The organism is Oligoflexus sp. (assembly GCF_035712445.1).
GTDB lineage: Bacteria > Bdellovibrionota_B > Oligoflexia > Oligoflexales > Oligoflexaceae > Oligoflexus.
The window spans coordinates 30,978-47,798 of record NZ_DASTAT010000002.1 but is presented as its reverse complement, the minus strand read 5'-3'; the positions used below and the strand labels follow the sequence as shown (position 1 = coordinate 47,798).

The window sequence follows — 16,821 nt, the reverse complement described above, 5'->3', positions numbered from 1 at the left end:
GTTGACATAAGCCCTGCAAATTATTACTAACATCCGATCGGGAACGAAAGGCACTTCGCTCCCGATCTTCATTCACACACTCTTTGAGTTGGGAATTCCATGGACGGATTACACAAGCTCAAGACCCCTGGCCTTTTTGCGTCTTTGTTCTTCCAGGTAACGTCGATCTACCTCCTGTTTCAGGCCACGGGCCTGCGCAGCACCACACTTGCTGATGAAGGCATGTCGCGCCGCATTCGCGAAGGACAGGTGTCCACTGAAAGTGTGAGCCGCCTTCAGGAAGTGCAGTGCAGCCAAGGCATTGCCGGGTATCAGTGGGGCGCGATGGGGAGCCTCCTTCTGTCGATCGGTTGCCTGAGTCCTTTGGTTATGCTCCGTCGTCCGGAAGAAAAGGAGACGAAGCAGGACGAGAAGAAAGCGGTGCTTCCACGCGAACCGGAAATCCCGTATCGCCCGGAACCCGAGGTGTCTGAGTCGCTGGTCGCTACCACCGGCATGTACAAGAATCTGAAAAAGGGTCTTGATGAGCTGGAAAACTGCCTGAAAAACCAGCCTGTGACGGTCGTGGGCGATGGCATGCTGGTGAAAACCGTTCATGAAAACGTCCGACTGCTGGAGAATCGCAACCGCGCGACCTACGAGAGTCTGATCGCCGGTCATGACGAAATTCAAAAAGCCGCGACCCGTCTGCAAAGACTCATGGAGCAGTGCCGCGAAAGCGCCAACTACTCGGCGACCAACAGGGTGGATTGGAAGAAGAACAAGCTCATAGATATTCTGAGCCAGATGCGTCAGAACCTGGACATCGTCGTCGATCTCTCGAAGAACATCAACAGCGTGCATGCCTCCACGCTGCGCCTCCTCGGTGAGTCGCTGCATGGTGAGAACATTCTGAATGACAAGATCACGCGCGCCCAGGAGCATCTGGAAAAAATCCAGAACAGCGCTCATGGCGGCAACAAGATTCACGACACCATCATCTCCATCATCGGCGAATCGCGTGATAACATCACCGGCGCCAGCAAGTTCGTGGGCTCCTTGAATCAGAAGTGGGATTCCCTGGTGCACATGACCGAGCAGATCGATGAGGTGGCGGAAAAAATCAACGCGCAGTCCCTGGCCGCGTCCTTGGAACTCGTTCGCGGACAGACCAACAGCCAGGGCGTCACCGACCTCTTCCCACTGGGCACGGAACTACGGGGCCTCGCGGCCAAGTTCCATACCTACGCGCGGCACATCAAGGATGCGATCCACGATGTGCGGGATGAAGTGAGCAAGACGGCGACTTATTTGTCCCAGGCGGGAGCCAAGGCGGATCAGGCCTTTGTCTCGGTGAATCAGTGCGGTGAATACTATCGCAGCAGCGTGGCGGCCGTGAAGCACAGCGCTTCGGAACTGGTGCTTTTGCAGCAGGAAGTGAATATTCACATGAAAAAGCTGCAGGAAACCCGGGTGATGGGCATGACGTCCGCGGATCTTCTGGGCCAGATGGATCGCAATCTTCAGGGTCAGAACGGATTCGGCATCAAGATCATGGAAGAGACGAGCCAGATCACGGTGCATTCCGAGAAGATCTCGACGCTGCTTGCCAAGCAGTACCATGAACTCAATCACTGCCAGAAGATTCTGGCGAGCAGCGCCCCGATGCTGAGCGATACGATTCGCTTCACCACGGAGACCAAGCAGACGATCTCCACGCTGGCCGCTTGTCTGGAGCGCGTGCAGACCGCCGACGACGTTCGCGACAACGGTCCGCGCACGGATGAAGTGCTGGTCGCCAAGATCGAGGATTTCAAGCAGCTGATTGCCAGTATGAAAGATAACGCCGAACCTTCACAGTCGAGCCCTGTGATGCGGCCCCAACCGCCGCAGCCGCAAGGCTATCCCGCTCCGCAGCGGACACTGGCTGTGCAGCAGCAGCAACGAACACCTGCGACATGGCGGGTTATGAACTGATCGCCCATGCGGGCCAGGTCGCTCCCAGCGGCCTGGCTATTTTTTTAGATAGGGCGTGAGGCCTTCCAAAAAGCCGATTTTCTCCGCTTCCGGCATCTCCAGCTCGACTTTAAGATCCTCGGCGAATTCACGATGCAGAATCGCAGCTTTATGCTTGCGAGCCAGATAATCGAGACGATTCTGTTCGGAATAGGGCAGGTTGATTGCAAGCGTGATCAGCGGAATATGCTCCGCCGTCTCGGCTTCCAGAATCAGCTGCTTCGCAGTATTTCCATAGGCCCGCACCAGGCCGCCGGCGCCGAGCTTCACGCCCCCGAAATAGCGAACGACGAAGACCACGACATCCATCAGGCCCTGACCTTCGATATGCATCAGTATGGGTTTGCCGGCCGTCCCGGATGGTTCCCCGGCATCGGAGAATCTCTGCTGCAGCTGACCCTGTTCGAAGAATTTATAGGCAAAGGTGATGTGAGACGCATCTGGAAATTCCTTTTCCAGATCCGCCTTGTGACGCTTAAACGCATCGAGGGATTGGCACGGAAAGCCAATCCCAATGAATCGCGAGTGCTTTTCTATGAGTTCAATGCGATGAGGTCTGAGTAGGACGCGCTGAGGCACACCTTCAACTTATCGTTGCAGGGGAAATCAGGCCAGACCCAGTTTTCTCAACTGCTTCATCAGACGCTTGCGAGCAGCAGCCTGCTTCTTCTTGCGCTTGATGGAGGGTTTTTCATAGTGCTGGCGTTTTTTGAGCTCCGAAATAGTTCCGGCTTTTTCGACTTGCTTTTTCAAAGCTTTCAAAGCTCTTTCGACGCTGTCACCCTCTTTAAGTCTTACTCCTGGCATAAACTCCCCAAGATATATAGCATTCAACATTCCTCGACCCTGTAGGCAGAGGGAAATTTGGAGCCCAATCCTAAACAATATTACTGGCGATTTCCAGGAAATATTTACCCCATAGCATGTTTTTCGCCCTTTTAAGGGTCATGGTCGGGCTTAAGGTCAGGCAGCACGAGGGGTTCGAAGCTGACTGACTGACGCACGGCACGCTGCAAACGCTGTTCGTAGTCGCGAGCCGGTATCTGAATGGCGCCTAATGTGCGTAAATGAGGCGTGATGAACTGCACCTCAAGGAGGCTAAAGCCCTTGGCGCGCAGATGTTCGACCAGAAAATAGAGGGCGGCCTTGGACGCATCGGTCACACGATGGAATTTGGACTCAGCGAAAAAGGCTCCGCCAATAGCCACGCCATAGGTTCCAGCAACGAGTTCGTCATTCTGCCATATTTCAAGCGAGTGCGCGTCGCCGTGCCGATGAAGCCTTTCATAGGCCTCGGTGATTTCCTCGTTGATCCAGGTTTCCGGACGCTCAGCACAGCCGGCCATCACGCCAGAAAAATCCTTGTCGATGGTCACTGTGAAATTGCCGCGACGAATAGACCGTCTGAGGGAGCGCGAGCAATGAAAGCCATCCAGGGGAATAACGGCCCGCGGATCCGGATTGAACCAGATGATCTCCTCGGTTTCCGGATGCGGCATTGGAAAATAACCGTGTCGATAGGCGGCAAGCAGGAGTTCAGGAGTCAGTATGGGTTGCATCAGCGGCCTTTGTCTCGGAACATGGGGGAGTTCCTTCAGTCTTAAGATGCCTGCTGATTTTTATCAATAACAGCCTGATAAACCTGGGATTCGACGAAGACTTTGAAAAGGTCCGAATCGACTTTGCCGGCCTTCACTTCCATCTCGATGATCTCGATAGCGCGAGGCACCGGAACCGCTTTTTTATAGGGTCGATCGGAAGCCGTCAGAGCATCGAAGATATCGGCGATGGTCATCATCCGCGTCTGCACCGGGATTTCCTCGTCATGCGAACCACCGGGATAACCCGTGCCGTCGAGTTTTTCATGGTGCTTGGCGGCGATCTGCGGGACGTTCGGGAAGGAACGGCCCCAGGGGATTTTTCTTAAAAATTCGTAGGTGTGGACCACATGGCTTTGGATTTCCGCAAATTCCTCGCGGGTCAACGATCCACGGGACACGGAAAGGGCTTCAAGCTCCCGATAGTTCAGGAAGGGGCGCGTGCGCTGACGGCCGTCTTTGAAGGACATATTGGCAATATCCTTCAGCCGTTCGAAGCCACCCTGTTCCAAAACGGTCGGTTCGTTGGACTTCAGAATGAACTGCAGGAAGTCCTCCAGCTCATTGATGCGATTTTCATAATGCGCACGGAAGGTCTCGGGACCAAAACCGGGCGCGATGGTGGTCTTGCCACTCAGAAACCCGATGTATTCCCGCAGATACTCGATCTCGAAGCGGGAGCGGATGTGCTCGAAGCGTTCCAGGAGCAGATCGAGTTCCCAAGGGTAGAGCTTCTTGGCTTTGATTAGAACCTGTTCGCGCACGCCCAGCTTGCCGAAGTCATGCAGGAGCGAGGCGTATTCGATCTCTTTCAGCTGCTTTTTATCGAAGCGAATGTCCTTGAAGCGGCCATTGTCGATCTTATTGATGATCTCGGCCAGCCCCACCGTGAGCTTCGCGACCCGATGCGAGTGACCGCTGGTGGTCGGATCCCGCTGTTCGATCGCGGTGACGGCGGCGTGCACGAAGCCTTCGAAGAGCTGCTCTTTTTCCAGAGTCAGCATCGCGTTTTCAAGGGCGATACCGGCCTGCTGGGCGACGATTTCCGCGTATTCGACATCGGTGTCATCAAAGGGCAGCACGTATTCCGTGAAATCCTTGATGCCCTTCAGATTCTTCGTATTCGGGCGCTTTCGGTTGATCAGCTGGATGACGCCGATCACGCGGTAGCTGATATCATACATGGGAATGGTCAGCATCGAACGGCACTGATAGCCCGTGCGCAGATCGAAGGTCTTATCATGCTTGGCGTGATAAGGATTTTTGTTCGGATCCTCATCCAGATGATAAAGGTCGGGGATATTGATGGCCTTCTGATAGATCACGGCGCTGCCGACCATGGAATGCTCGCTCACGGGAATGACGAATTCCTCAAGCTCCTGGAAGACGGACTCGTTCTGCGTGACCTTGAAGATGATCTTGCTGTCGGATTCACGCTGATCATTCCAGTCCACGGTATAAATGGACCCGGCATCGGCATTGGTGATTTCCCGGGCTTTCTGCAAAATGAGCGAGAGCAGCTTTTTGCTGTCACGGACCCCGTTCAGTTCACGGGACACGCGCAGAACATATTTGACGTGCTCGTTGGTTTCCTTGACGTTCTTATTGGTCCGCTCCGAGCGGAGCACCATGGACTGCAGACGATGGAAGTTCTGCACATCTATAACGAGCTGGCGAATCCGGCAGGGTAGGGCCAGCGAGCGAAAATTGGCGCTCTCAAGGGCCGCGGGCAGATTTTCGAGGTCCTCATCGGTTCCGGTGCAAATAAAGCAGAGGCCTGAATCGTTGGCTTTTGATAGAAAGACACTGACAGACGCAGCGTCCTGCCAGGCACGATCTTCAAAAAAGATCAGAGTAATGTCATCCTTTTGCAGGCTGACCACTCCATCCATGGGAACTTCAAATTGAAATCCCGCCAATTCCGGAGCCTGGTTCAATGCGGCCGTAAGTTCAACAAAACTGCCGACCTGGATCGGGGCTGCTGTCTTGCTGCTTTTGCCGTGGGGCTTATGCTCTTTGGCTTTTGAAGTCATGGGTGCTCGCTATAAGATGAGATCCCCAAAAAGGGCCGGCGGCCGGGATCGTCCTCATGCCTTTATTTTACATCAACCTGACGGTGCTAGCAAAAGAGGCAAAAACAGCCTAGGAGTTAGAGATGGATTACGGTGTGGTTTTGGATTTGGAAACGACGGGAATTAATTGCGAAACCGATCGCATTATCGAAATAGGCCTGATCGAGTTCGGCGTGGGCGAGACGGGTAAGCCGGCAATCACGACCATGTACAGTGGGCTCGAAGATCCCGAGCAGCCCCTGACGCCCGAGGTGCAGAAAATCACCGGACTGACGGATGAGATGCTGAAGGGGCAGGCTATCGACTGGGCCATGGTGCGCCGGATTCTGGAACGGGCTTCGATCGTGGTCGCGCATAATGCGGAATTCGATCGTAGTTTTATGCAAAAAAGAAGCGAGTATTCCGGCCTTGACCTGCACTGGGCCTGCAGCCTTAAGCATATCGACTGGGAGCAAAAAGGCTATCGCACCCGCGCCCTGAATTATCTGGCCGCGGATCATGGTTTCGTGAACCCCTTCGCCCACCGCGCGCTCTTTGATTGCGCGACGACCTTCCGCATCATGGAGCCTTATTTCGCCGAACTCGTTCAAAGAAGTTACTACCGCGAGGTGAGAGTCTTTGCCACCCGTGCGCCTTTTGAAACGAAGGATAAGCTCCGGAACAATCGCTATCGCTGGGATAATGAGAAACGCGTCTGGTTCAAGGATGTGCTGGAGGATCAGCTGCCGGTGGAACGCGAGTTTTTGAAAACAGACGTCTATACCGGGATGCAGGACTTCCATCAGGAAGAAAATCTCGGCGGCTGCTAAAGGCTATGCGTTCCCGCGAATGGGCGGGAACGCTTAGATCTGGCTCATTTCGCTGTGTTGACGGCTTGCTTGAGCAAGGCGCCTGGACGGAAAACGGGAACCGTGCGGGCGGGAATCTGAATCTCTTCGCCCGACTGTGGATTGCGGCCCAGACGGGCTTTGCGCTTCGAGATCGAGAACGTGCCGAAGCCGACCAGTTTCACACCTTCTTTTCTCTTAATGTTTTTTTCAACAATCGAAGTGAAGGCATTCAGAAAGCGGTCTGTATCAGCTTTTGTAGCTCCAGTTTGCTTCGCCATGGCGTCAATCAGCTCGGAACGGTTCATTGAGAACTTCCTCCAAAACTAGCAGAGAGTGATAATTTTCCCTGAAGGTAGCCTGATTGAACGGGCGAGGCAAGTGTTTTGCGCTTATTGAATAAATTTAGCGGTCGGGAAACGAGTACAGCTGCTTCAGATCACTATCGAAGAAGGTGAATGCGCTACCGGCCTTGCTGACCTTGACGCTCAGGAATCCATGGTTCGATTGCACGAAACGCGTCCCGGGATCATCTTTTCTGACTTCATAGAGCGATGCGCCGCCGCCACCGGCGATAAACAGTTCCAGCGCACAATCCGCGTCCTGGCGATGCTCAAGATGATGGGAATGTCCCGCGATGTAAATGGCCCCCGTTTTGCACATGAAGGATCGCAAAATCCGTCCAAGGATTGTGGTGCCGTACTTTCCGCTGGAACTCAGGATCGGATGATGACCGATCACGATGCGGAAGGGGATGCTGGAATCCTGCAAAGATGTACGCAAAAAATCCAGAACGCAGTGCTCCGAGAAGCCACAGATATCGGCGACGTTGGTATCGAGCGCAATTATTTTTGCCAAATCACCAAATTGCACGCTGTAGAAGCGATGGGGCATGCGCCATTGTTTTTGCTTGGCCGTATAGGCGATTTGCGCGGCAGGATGGCCTTTATAGTCGTGATTGCCGAGGATGGGATAAAAAGGAAGCTGGCTCAGGCATGGCGTTCCATAGGCGTCGTGGAATTTGGTTTGCCACTGGGGATCATCGACCGATTGCACGCCCACCGGATAGAAGTTGTCCCCTAACATGAACACAGCTCGTATGGGATGAGTCAGGCAGTAACGCTCCAGGGCCTCGGCGAGTTTGAACTGCGCGGGCAGCCCGCTGCCATTGTCACCAAAGAAGATGAACTCCATCACGTCGGCGCCGGGTTCTTTCAAGACTATGGGATTTTCTTGGCGAAGGGGAGCGCGGAGCCGCCAGGTCAGGAAACCAACCAGAATAGAGGCGAAAAGAAGCAAAAAGAAGAGCGGGACACGGCGCATGTCAAAGATCCTCGTGACGTCGGAATTCTTACGAGGATAACAGCGCCGCGCCTGACTTGAAAATCAAAAGATTTGCGTGTCCGGGAACTCAGTGGGCAGCTCTTTATACAGGTAATTGGGCTCGCTCTGCGGCTCGGCCTGATAGTAGCTGCTGTAGGTGTTCAGTACTTTTTTGACGTAATTTCTGGTCTCCGCGTAGGGAATGAATTCCACAAAGGCATCGACTGGACAGTTCTGGCATTCGCGCAGCCACTTGTTGACCACCTGGGGTCCTGCGTTATACGCGGCGACAGCAGGCACTTCGTGACCATTATAGTAGTTCAGAAGCAGGGCCAGGTAGAGGCTGCCATAAAGAAGATTGGTATCGGCCGCCTGCAGCTGATCCAGGCGGAAATCCTGGTCATCGAGCAGTCGGGCGAGGCGCACGGCGGTATAGGGCATCAGCTGCATGAGGCCCTGGGCTCCGGCGGTGGAAAGAGCCCGCGAATTGAAGGCGCTTTCCGATTTGATGATGCTCAGGATCAGATAGGGATCCATCGCCGTGACTTTGGCAATCTCATAAACATAATTGGCAAAGGGAATGGATTCGTTCTTCGCGCCACTGGCCGGAACGGTGACCGCGGCTTTGATATCCTGCGAATCCAGGCGATCCATCGGCTTGAATGCCGCAAGCAAGGCCTTGGGCGACACGCTCTCATCATTCAGCGGCGCGGCTTCTTCTTCAGAATCGGCCACAGCGGCCTTATTTTTTTCCGCCAGTTTACGGCCTTGCGCCAGCGCGCTCTTGGCCAGCATTCCGTAATACCCGGGCTGCTGACGTTCAGTCAGATTCTTAAAGAGCTGCTGCGCTTCTTCCAGCTGACCGCCGCTGATGGCCGCGCGTCCACGCCAGTAAAGGGAGGCGTCGCGACGGAATTCCGTTTCATTGAAAACCTGCTCGCCTTTGCTGCTCATGAAACGACGTGCGGTATCGAGGTTGCCACCGGCCAGGGAGTTCCAGAAGTAATACCAGCGGTAGCGCGGATGATCCTTGCGCTTCATCAGCTGGCTATAGATCTGGGCCGCCTGCGGAAACTGCCGCGAACTCATCAGGCTTTTGGCCTGGGATTCCTGGAAGAGGACTTCGATCGCGCTCGCATTTTTGTTGAGCGTGGGGAAACGGGTCAGAGCCGTCTGGTGATCGCCCTTTTCAGAAAGGATGAAGGCGTTCCAGTTGGTCAGTTCATCCCGCAGTTTTTGGGGGATGTTCGGCTGGCTCAGACCGGCCTGCGCCAGGGTCAAAGCTTCATCGTAGAGTTGAAGATAGGCATAAAGGCGAATCTGATCGATGATTTCCAGTTTTTGAGGCTGATCCTTGGCCGTGCGACGCATCGGGGTCGCGACCAGGCTCAGGATGCGTTTTTGCTGCTCGGGCTCCGCCGACGAATTGCGATAGACCTTCTTCAGAAGGGGGAAGGTGAAGGCATACGACGGCTGCTTTTTACCCTGGGCATGTTCAATCAGGCGATCCAGGCTGGCCTTCGCTTCTTCGCTGATTGGATATTGGTCCAAAAGACCTTCGAGCTGATGAAAGTAAGCAGCATGCTCGCCCTGAGCATAGTAAATGTCAGCCGCTTTACGCAGGAAACGATCACGGCGCACCGTGCGCGGATAGCCCGTGTAGTATCGCTTATAGGCCGCAATGAAGTCCGCGTTCAGTTTCAGGGCATCATCCGTGTCGAGCAGCATTTCCACAAGGGAAAGGCGCAGCGGCTCGGGAGGATTCGCTTTCAGCTGATTTTCCAGCTCGCGCTTGGTATCCAAATCCAAAAGCGCCGCATGGCGGAAACGAACCTTCATGTGGTCGATTTCCGCATCGAAGCGGCTCAGTTCGGGAACGGTGGGATTCCGTAATGATTCCGCGATGCCGAGGTAAGTACGCGAAAGCCGGTAGTTGCTGTCCCAGTAAAATGCGGCCAGCATGATCGCGGCCTGCAGGCGCTTGGCCGGCTCCATATCGCTCTGAACCTGTTCCGCCAGGGCATTCAGGGCGTTACGGGATTTTTCCTGCTGCTGTTCCTTCAGGGTATTAAGGGCCTTCTTCAGGGTTTGGTCATATCCTGAATCGGCGAAAACTTTCGATGAGTTACCCGGTGTTGCAAGGGTTGTTGCGAGCAGCAGAATGTGGGTCAGGTAACGGCGCATCAATTGGGACTCCTCGAGGAAGGGCTCAATAAAGTATCGGAAGCTTATGGACATGACTTTATCCAAGCTTCTTGAAGCCAGTTATTGTGGGGCGTTAAAGGGTGACATTGGATCAACCCTTATTTTACGGCAAGAATCTGACTTAGGAAAATTTTTCTCACTTCGAAGACCGTGGTTTTTTTCGTTAAGAAACTCTTAGAAAATGTCGAAAAGATAGGGATAAGAATCCATGCGATTAGGATGGGAGACTGGGCCTTGACAAGCTTATGGACGAAATCTGCAGCTATGGCTCTGCTTTCATTGACGTTTGCTTGCTCGGAAGAGGCGGTCAACCGTCGAGGGGAAGTCGCGGCTTCCATTCCTTTGCCGGCTTCACCGGATCAGAGCGATGGTGATGTGAAAACCGATAGCGGGAAGCCAACCGATTACGTTGGGCCGAACCTGACCGAGGCCAAAAACAATGCGGGCCTGACGCCTGAATTCAAAGCCAATATCAATCTGGTGAACAAGGTCTCCACGACCCAGATCGTGCTCTTTGGTAAAGATGGCAAATCCTGGCTCTATAATGCGGCCGCCGACGCGCCGCCGGCCCAGATGGATGCCGCGATCGTTCAGCCTTCGGGTTACAGCCTTTTCACCCTGCCCGATGGCAAATTCTGGCTCGTGGGCCCCCAGACCCTGGGGCGCAGGAAGGCCGGTGAAGCTGCCGGCGGTACGGTCCCGGTGGAAAACTTCAACACCTCGAGCATCAAAGGCGACTGGACGAAGGCTCGGGTTCTTTATGCTGCGGTCGACACCATCATTCTTCATCTTGATACCAACATCGCGATTCTGGCGATTCGCAACGGTACCCCTTCCGTGAGCCAATTCAGTAGCGCTCTGCCGGTTTCCTTGGAAGGAGGCATCATCGCGGCCGGGGAAACGGAATCGGGCGGCTATTGGTTCGCGGGCAAGGAAACGGTCGCGCTGCTGGAAATGTCTGGCCTCAGCCTCGCCTGGTCGCGGGCCAAGGTTCCCCTCACCGGACATGAAGACTACACGCAGCTCGCGATGCGCGTGGATTCAGGAAAGAAGGAAGTCAGCGGCGATGTGCTTGTTTTCCAAGGTGATAAGTACTGGTCTGTGACCGGCGCCGCGATCCAGTGACTGCGGGAGCCCGAGTACGGATCCCCCTTATGAGTTTTACACCCTGTCACGTTCCCGAATAGGCCTGTGGTCCTTCAAGGCTACAGGTCACGGCAAACCACCCTTTCAGCTTCGGCCGCTCCCTTCCCGATAAGTGTTCAAACCTGAAGATCACTTCTCTGAAGGGAAAGTTCATGACTAAGTTTTATTTGGCTATTCCAGTCCTTCTGTTGGCAGCCTGCGGCATTCCCAAAAATTCCCCGCAAAATACGGCCGATCAAAACAAGGCGAAGGTCCTGGGTGATAGCGGCGTTACAATTTCGCGCGAGGCTGAGTCATCGGATCAGCGCGATCTGACCGTCAACGTTGGAGACAAGACCATCGACATCAGCTACGGCGATGACGGTTACAAGACCTTCGATAGTCACGGGGCAACGCTGAACGATGAGGACAAGGCAGCCCTGAAAAAAGCTGCGGACGCTTTCGCGCAAGCCAATCAGCTGAGCGAGGCCTCGCCTGCGGATGATCAGATCACATATAAGATCCTCGATTACCTGTCGTATGCTCCTGCCAACTACACCTTCGAAAGCGAGCGCTATAACAGAGGTCTTTCTTTGACCAATGACGGCATCACCTGCATCAAGAAAAACACGACCGTGAAAGCGGAGTGGAGTACGCAGGCCGCCGGTTACGTCAGCGAGAATATTCTGGTCGGTACCAACTGGCCCAGCGGATACGGCTGCATGGGACGCTGCGGATCGGACTGCGGCGGCTGGCTGCCTTCATCATGGACCAAGGACTGCATGGATCATGACGCCTGCTCGTACCGCAACTCGGCAAGCGGTGGTGCTTCGGATCGGAACTGCGGTGATGAGTTCAACGAAGCCGCCGATGACTGGACCTTCGGTGTGATTCGCGGCTGTCGCGGTTGAAATAAAAAACAACAGGGCTCTCGCTGCGGCGAAAGCCCTGTATCACCATCTTCCTATAAGGTCTTGAGGAACTTCTTCAGATCCGCTTGCGCGACTCCGAATACATCTCCTGTCCGTCCTTCAAGAAACTCTTTTTTACTATCAACATTGCGAATGTCATAAGTGCCATGATAGCGCCCATGGATGCCATTGAAAAGATTTTGTCGTACATCGGGGCTGGGACGTCAGAGCGAGCCAGCACGAACGCAAGGCCCCGGGCCTCTGCAACCGTGCAAAGGCACGGGTCTGTCCGCATTTTTCGTTGCGACTTAATGACTGTGGCCAAAAGCGCCCGGACTGGTTAAACTCAGGGCTGAAGAGTGCTCAGTCTCATTGTGCCACTCACGATGGAGTAAAGCCAAACTATGTTAGATGTTCAGATAGCTCAGGAATTGATTCAAGAGGGGCTTTCTTTTGGTGCTGATTTCGTCGACGTTTATGTCGAGCAAACGGTCCACAGCGTCATCGCCATCAAAGATCAAAAAGTCAAAGATATAAAAACCGGAACTGATTTCGGCATCGGTATTCGCGCGCTGTTCGGCGATAAATCCGTTTATGGCTACACCAACATCGCCGAGCGCGAGGAGCTGCTGCGGATTGTGGCGCTCATCTGCGGCCTTGATCGAAAACCGGGGCAGGGCAAAGCCCGCAATCTTAAAGTGCAGCGTTCCGCCGATCGGCAGCCCGCCCAACGCGGTCTGGATCGTGACGCGGCGTATGAAGAGAAGATCGCCTATCTTCTGAAGGTGGATGAATACGCCCGCAAAAATCCGAAGATCGTGCAGATGGATATCGGCAGCCTTCAAAAATGGCAAACCGTGCAGGTCTTTGATTCGGAAGGCCTCGCGATGGAAGATCAAAGGCACTACACGCGACTGCCCCTGACGGCGATCGCGGCCGATGGCAGCAAGCAAGCCCGCGCCTTCCACGGTCCTGGCGGCGCGCGCGGCTGGGAATTGACCCGCGATCTGGACCCCCAGGAAATGGCGGATTTGCTCGTGAAAAGGGCTTTGACCGTTCTGCATGCCGATCCCTGTCCCGCGGGAAAAATGCCGGTCATTATTGATAATGGCTTTGGCGGCGTGATTTTTCATGAGGCCTGCGGCCATCTTCTGGAAACGACTTCGGTCGAGAAAAAAGCCTCGGTCTTTCACGACAAGATGGGCGAGATGATCGCACATGAAGCCGTCAGCGCCGTGGATGATGGAACCATCCCAGGTCTTTGGGGTTCCATCAACATGGATGATGAAGGCATGCCCACGCAGAAAACCCAGCTGATTCGCAATGGTCGCCTGGAATCCTTCCTGGTGGATCGACTGGGTCACATGAAAACAGGCTATGCCCGCACCGGGTCCGGCCGGCGTCAGTCCTATAAATTCGCACCGGCCTCGCGCATGCGGAACACCTATATCGAAGCCGGTCCGCATTCCGTGGAAGCGATGCTGTCCACTGTGAAAGAAGGCCTTTTCGCCAAAGTCATGGGCGGCGGAAGCGTGACGCCGGGCACGGGTGATTTCAACTTTGCAGTCGAGGAAGCATATCTGATCAAAGACGGCAAGATTGATAGACCTGTCCGGGGTGCGACTCTGATCGGTTCAGGCCCCGAGGTCTTGAGAAAAATTTCCATGGTCGGTCAGAACCTGGAGCTGTCTCCAGGCATGTGCGGATCGGTGAGCGGCTCCATTCCCGTGACCGTGGGACAGCCAGCTTTGAAGGTGGACGAAATTCTGGTGGGAGGGGAAGCCTGATGGAATGGAAACAAGGACGAGACATTTGTTTCAAAGTCCTCGACATGGCCCGCGATCTGGGTGTGCAGCAGTGTGATGTGATCCTGGAACGCGGTAAATCCTTCTCTTTGAATGCCCAGCAGGGGCGCATCGATAAATCCAAGGTGACAAGCACCCAGGTCATCGGCATTCGCGTGCTGCAGGATCAAAGGGCGGGAATCGCCGCCAGTGAATCCCTGGAAGACCCGGCCCTGAGGCTGCTCGTCAAGCAGGCTCTTGAAACCTCGCGTTATTCGAGCCCCGATCCCTACCAGGCGATCGAACAGAAAAATCCCAAGGACCTGATTGAAATCCAGCCGGGCATGAATCAACCCGATGATGCCTCGGTGAAGGAAAAAGTCGACCTGGCCCTGCGCCTCGAAAATGAAGTCCTGACGCGGGACCAACGCATACGCAATGCGCCGTATAACGGCTATGCCGATGGTGAGGGCGAGCATTTCTATGCGAATCACCTCGGGACCTTTTGCTATCAGAAGGAGCGCAGTTTTTCCTGCTACACCTCGGCTCTGGCCAGCGAAGGCTCGACGCAGTCGATGTATTCGGGTTCCAGCGTCAGTCGCACGTTCCAAGGACTGGATCCCGTCTACTGCGTGAAGCAGAGCGCGGAAACAGCCCTGAACCTTTTGAGCGCGAAAGCCGTCCCTACCGGGCGCTATGATGTGATCTTCGATATTGATGAATGGCAGAGCCTCATGGGGGCATTCCTGGGGGCCTTTTCCGCCAAGGCCGCGATGGAGGGCACCGCCTATTACCGTGAAAAGCTGGGGCAGAGCATTGCCTCAAGTGAGATCACGATTCGCGACTGTCCTCAGTATAAGGATGGTTTTTCTTATAGCGGCTTCGATGATGAAGGCGTGATTCGCAAAGACCTCGTGCTGGTGGAAAAGGGCGTGATGAAGAGCATGTTCCACAACAGCGCCACCGCCCGCTATTTCAAAAAGCCGAACACCGGACATGGGGCCCGCGGTCCCCGTGGATCGCTCGGCACGAGCAGCACGCAGCTGGTCCTCGATCCCGGTCGCACGGGAGTCAAAGACCTTTACGGCGGCACCGTCCTTAAGGTGATTTCCCTGAAAGGCCTTCATTCGGGAACCAACGCCATCTCGGGTTATTTCTCCCTTGCGGTGGAAGGTCTTCTGATGCGGGGAGGCAAAACCGAGCAGTACGTGAAGGATGTGACGCTCTCGGGTAACTTCTATGAAATCCTGCAGCAGATCCAGGCCGTCGGTGACAAGGTGGAACCCAGCTCGTCGTGGAGTTTCTTCAGTCCCGAGATCCGTTTTGGTGGACTCAGCGTCGCAGGCAGTTAACACAGGAAAGGATGTTGGATGAGCAGTTTCCTAGAAGTCGGAACCAAAGCCCCCGCTTTTTCGCTCCAGAATCAGGATGGAGACACCATCAGTCTGAAAGATTACAAGGGCGATAAGATCGTGGTGCTTTATTTCTATCCCAAAGCCATGACGCCGGGCTGCACGACCCAGGCCTGCGGTATTCGGGACAGCAAGCGCAGATTCAGCAGCAAAGGCATCGCGGTGCTGGGCGTCAGCCCGGATACACCCGACAAGCTGGATAAGTTTCGCGTCAAGGAAAAGCTCAACTTCGACCTTCTCTCTGATCCTGATCATGCCGTGGCCGAGGCCTATGGGGCCTGGGGCCTGAAAAAGAATTATGGGAAGGAATACATGGGCGTGATCCGCTCCACCTTCATCATTGGCAAGGATGGCAAGATCCTGCACGTGATGCCGAAGGTGAATACCAAAACGCATCACGATGATGTGCTGGATTGGATCCAGGAAAACGCCTGACAAATCCTCAAGCCCGCGGAACCTCGCGGGCTTTTTCATCCCCCGAGCTATGCAAAAATAAACTAAATTTTTTGTAAAAAATGCCGATAACGCTTCAACTCTACTGCGATTGAGGGGTGTATGAACTCTTCCAAGTTAACGCTTTGCCTGGTATTTTGCCTCGCATTAGGCGCCTGCAATAAGTCCGGCTTTCGCGGAAAATCGAGCACTGACGGCGGATCGGGTGACGTGAATGGTGCCGTCGATGCAGCCGCATCCGGTCCCAATGCTGTGACCGATACCATCACGATTTCCAAAAATGTGGACCTCGTCATTGCCCTGGATTCGAGCGGCAGTATGGATGAGGAGCGCGCTGCGGTATCGGTGAATCTGAACAAGCTGATCCTCGCATTGCAAAAAGGCAGTCTCGACCCCCGCATCCATCTGATCGCGGGCCGTGAGGAGGATGATGACGAGGCCCCCGTGACCGGACCCGTCTTCAGCTTCCCACCGGACGTGGACGCCGGCAAGGTTGCTCTGATCGTTCAGGAGATCGGCAGTCATGATGCGCTCGGGCATGTGAGCCAGACCCTTTCCGGGGCCTATGCCGCACGCTATCAAAACGTCAAAGGCATGGTGATGAATCCGCCGCTCGCCTTTCGTCCCGAGGCGAAACTCGAAGTCCTCGTGATATCCGATGACAATGGAATCAACGGTCAGGGCGCTGCAAATACCATGGGCGGAAATACGGCCAAGGACTTTGACCCCATGAATAAATGGAAGGCCACAGTCAGTGGAGTGATTGGAACGCCAACGTCCATGCAGGCTGCAGGGCTTTGTCAAATTGCAGCCGTGGGGCAGGAATATATAACGCTGGCCGCGCAGACGGGCGGCAGCATCCTCGATATCTGTTCCCCGGACTGGAGCATGATCATAGATCGCTTTACCAAGGACGTTCTGAAGCGCAGCCAGTCCATTCTCTTATCGCGGGAGCCCTTGAATCCGGATAAACTCCTCGTCACTCTAGGCGGCAAGGTTTTGTCGCAGGATGCCTGGGTTTACGATGCCGCCACACGACTTGTCACCTTGAGCGCCAAGGTCGCTGTCACTGCCGGGCTTGAATTGAAGGTGAATTACGAGGCGAAGCCGTAAACG

The 16,821-nt window shown here is 54.7% G+C and carries 15 protein-coding genes; 8 read left to right on the top strand and 7 right to left on the bottom strand.

Annotation, left to right across the window (positions count from 1 at the left end; all coding sequences use genetic code 11):
• The first annotated feature begins 99 nt into the window (after positions 1–99).
• The gene (locus VFO10_RS00340; protein WP_325136665.1) at positions 100–1,956 is read left to right on the top strand and encodes a hypothetical protein; all 1,857 of its coding nucleotides are present in this window, start codon (positions 100–102) and stop codon (positions 1,954–1,956) included.
• 36 nt (positions 1,957–1,992) lie between these two features.
• Here VFO10_RS00340 and VFO10_RS00335 read toward each other — a convergent pair whose 3' ends face one another.
• From VFO10_RS00335 to VFO10_RS00320, 4 genes are all read right to left on the bottom strand, one after another.
• Positions 1,993–2,574 (bottom strand): YigZ family protein, encoded by a 582-nt coding sequence (locus VFO10_RS00335; RefSeq protein WP_325136664.1) that lies wholly within the window; start codon positions 2,572–2,574, stop codon positions 1,993–1,995.
• A gap of 27 nt (positions 2,575–2,601) precedes the next feature.
• Positions 2,602–2,802: a 30S ribosomal protein S21 gene (gene rpsU, locus VFO10_RS00330; RefSeq protein ID WP_141736758.1), complete on the bottom strand. Its 201-nt coding sequence runs from the start codon at positions 2,800–2,802 to the stop codon at positions 2,602–2,604.
• 131 nt (positions 2,803–2,933) lie between these two features.
• Positions 2,934–3,554, bottom strand: coding sequence for a leucyl/phenylalanyl-tRNA--protein transferase (aat, locus tag VFO10_RS00325; RefSeq protein ID WP_325136663.1), 621 nt, complete (start codon positions 3,552–3,554; stop codon positions 2,934–2,936).
• Between the two features lie 41 nt (positions 3,555–3,595).
• Positions 3,596–5,626: an HD domain-containing phosphohydrolase gene (locus tag VFO10_RS00320; RefSeq protein WP_325136662.1), complete on the bottom strand. Its 2,031-nt coding sequence runs from the start codon at positions 5,624–5,626 to the stop codon at positions 3,596–3,598.
• Between the two features lie 122 nt (positions 5,627–5,748).
• On the opposite strand from VFO10_RS00320, the gene VFO10_RS00315 reads away from it, so the two are divergent.
• Complete coding sequence (locus VFO10_RS00315; protein ID WP_325136661.1) at positions 5,749–6,474, top strand: 3'-5' exonuclease; 726 nt, start codon at positions 5,749–5,751, stop codon at positions 6,472–6,474.
• Positions 6,475–6,518: 44 nt separating this feature from the next.
• Here VFO10_RS00315 and VFO10_RS00310 read toward each other — a convergent pair whose 3' ends face one another.
• The 3 genes from VFO10_RS00310 to VFO10_RS00300 all read right to left on the bottom strand — a co-directional run bounded on the left by VFO10_RS00310 (position 6,519) and on the right by VFO10_RS00300 (position 9,999).
• Positions 6,519–6,800 (bottom strand): HU family DNA-binding protein, encoded by a 282-nt coding sequence (locus tag VFO10_RS00310; protein WP_325136660.1) that lies wholly within the window; start codon positions 6,798–6,800, stop codon positions 6,519–6,521.
• A gap of 97 nt (positions 6,801–6,897) precedes the next feature.
• Complete coding sequence (locus tag VFO10_RS00305) at positions 6,898–7,815, bottom strand: metallophosphoesterase (protein ID WP_325136659.1); 918 nt, start codon at positions 7,813–7,815, stop codon at positions 6,898–6,900.
• Between the two features lie 63 nt (positions 7,816–7,878).
• On the bottom strand, positions 7,879–9,999 hold the full coding sequence (locus tag VFO10_RS00300; protein ID WP_325136658.1) for a lytic transglycosylase domain-containing protein: 2,121 nt from the start codon (positions 9,997–9,999) through the stop codon (positions 7,879–7,881).
• A gap of 285 nt (positions 10,000–10,284) precedes the next feature.
• On the opposite strand from VFO10_RS00300, the gene VFO10_RS00295 reads away from it, so the two are divergent.
• The 6 genes from VFO10_RS00295 (at position 10,285) to VFO10_RS00270 (ending at position 16,818) form a co-directional block, all read left to right on the top strand.
• Positions 10,285–11,145 carry a hypothetical protein gene (locus tag VFO10_RS00295; RefSeq protein WP_325136657.1) on the top strand — a complete coding sequence of 287 codons (861 nt, stop codon included), beginning with the start codon at positions 10,285–10,287 and terminating at the stop codon, positions 11,143–11,145.
• A 173-nt stretch (positions 11,146–11,318) separates the two neighbouring features.
• Entirely contained in the window at positions 11,319–12,056 is a 738-nt protein-coding gene (locus VFO10_RS00290) for a hypothetical protein (protein ID WP_325136656.1), read from the top strand.
• A gap of 404 nt (positions 12,057–12,460) precedes the next feature.
• A complete protein-coding gene (locus VFO10_RS00285; RefSeq protein ID WP_325136655.1) occupies positions 12,461–13,843 on the top strand; it encodes a TldD/PmbA family protein in 1,383 nt (460 codons plus the stop codon).
• Positions 13,843–15,192, top strand: coding sequence for a TldD/PmbA family protein (locus tag VFO10_RS00280; protein WP_325136654.1), 1,350 nt, complete (start codon positions 13,843–13,845; stop codon positions 15,190–15,192). The genes VFO10_RS00285 and VFO10_RS00280 overlap by 1 nt, the downstream gene beginning before the upstream one ends.
• A gap of 18 nt (positions 15,193–15,210) precedes the next feature.
• Positions 15,211–15,687: a thioredoxin-dependent thiol peroxidase gene (bcp, locus tag VFO10_RS00275; RefSeq protein ID WP_325136653.1), complete on the top strand. Its 477-nt coding sequence runs from the start codon at positions 15,211–15,213 to the stop codon at positions 15,685–15,687.
• 120 nt (positions 15,688–15,807) lie between these two features.
• Positions 15,808–16,818, top strand: coding sequence for a hypothetical protein (locus VFO10_RS00270; RefSeq protein ID WP_325136652.1), 1,011 nt, complete (start codon positions 15,808–15,810; stop codon positions 16,816–16,818).
• Positions 16,819–16,821: the final 3 nt, after the last annotated feature.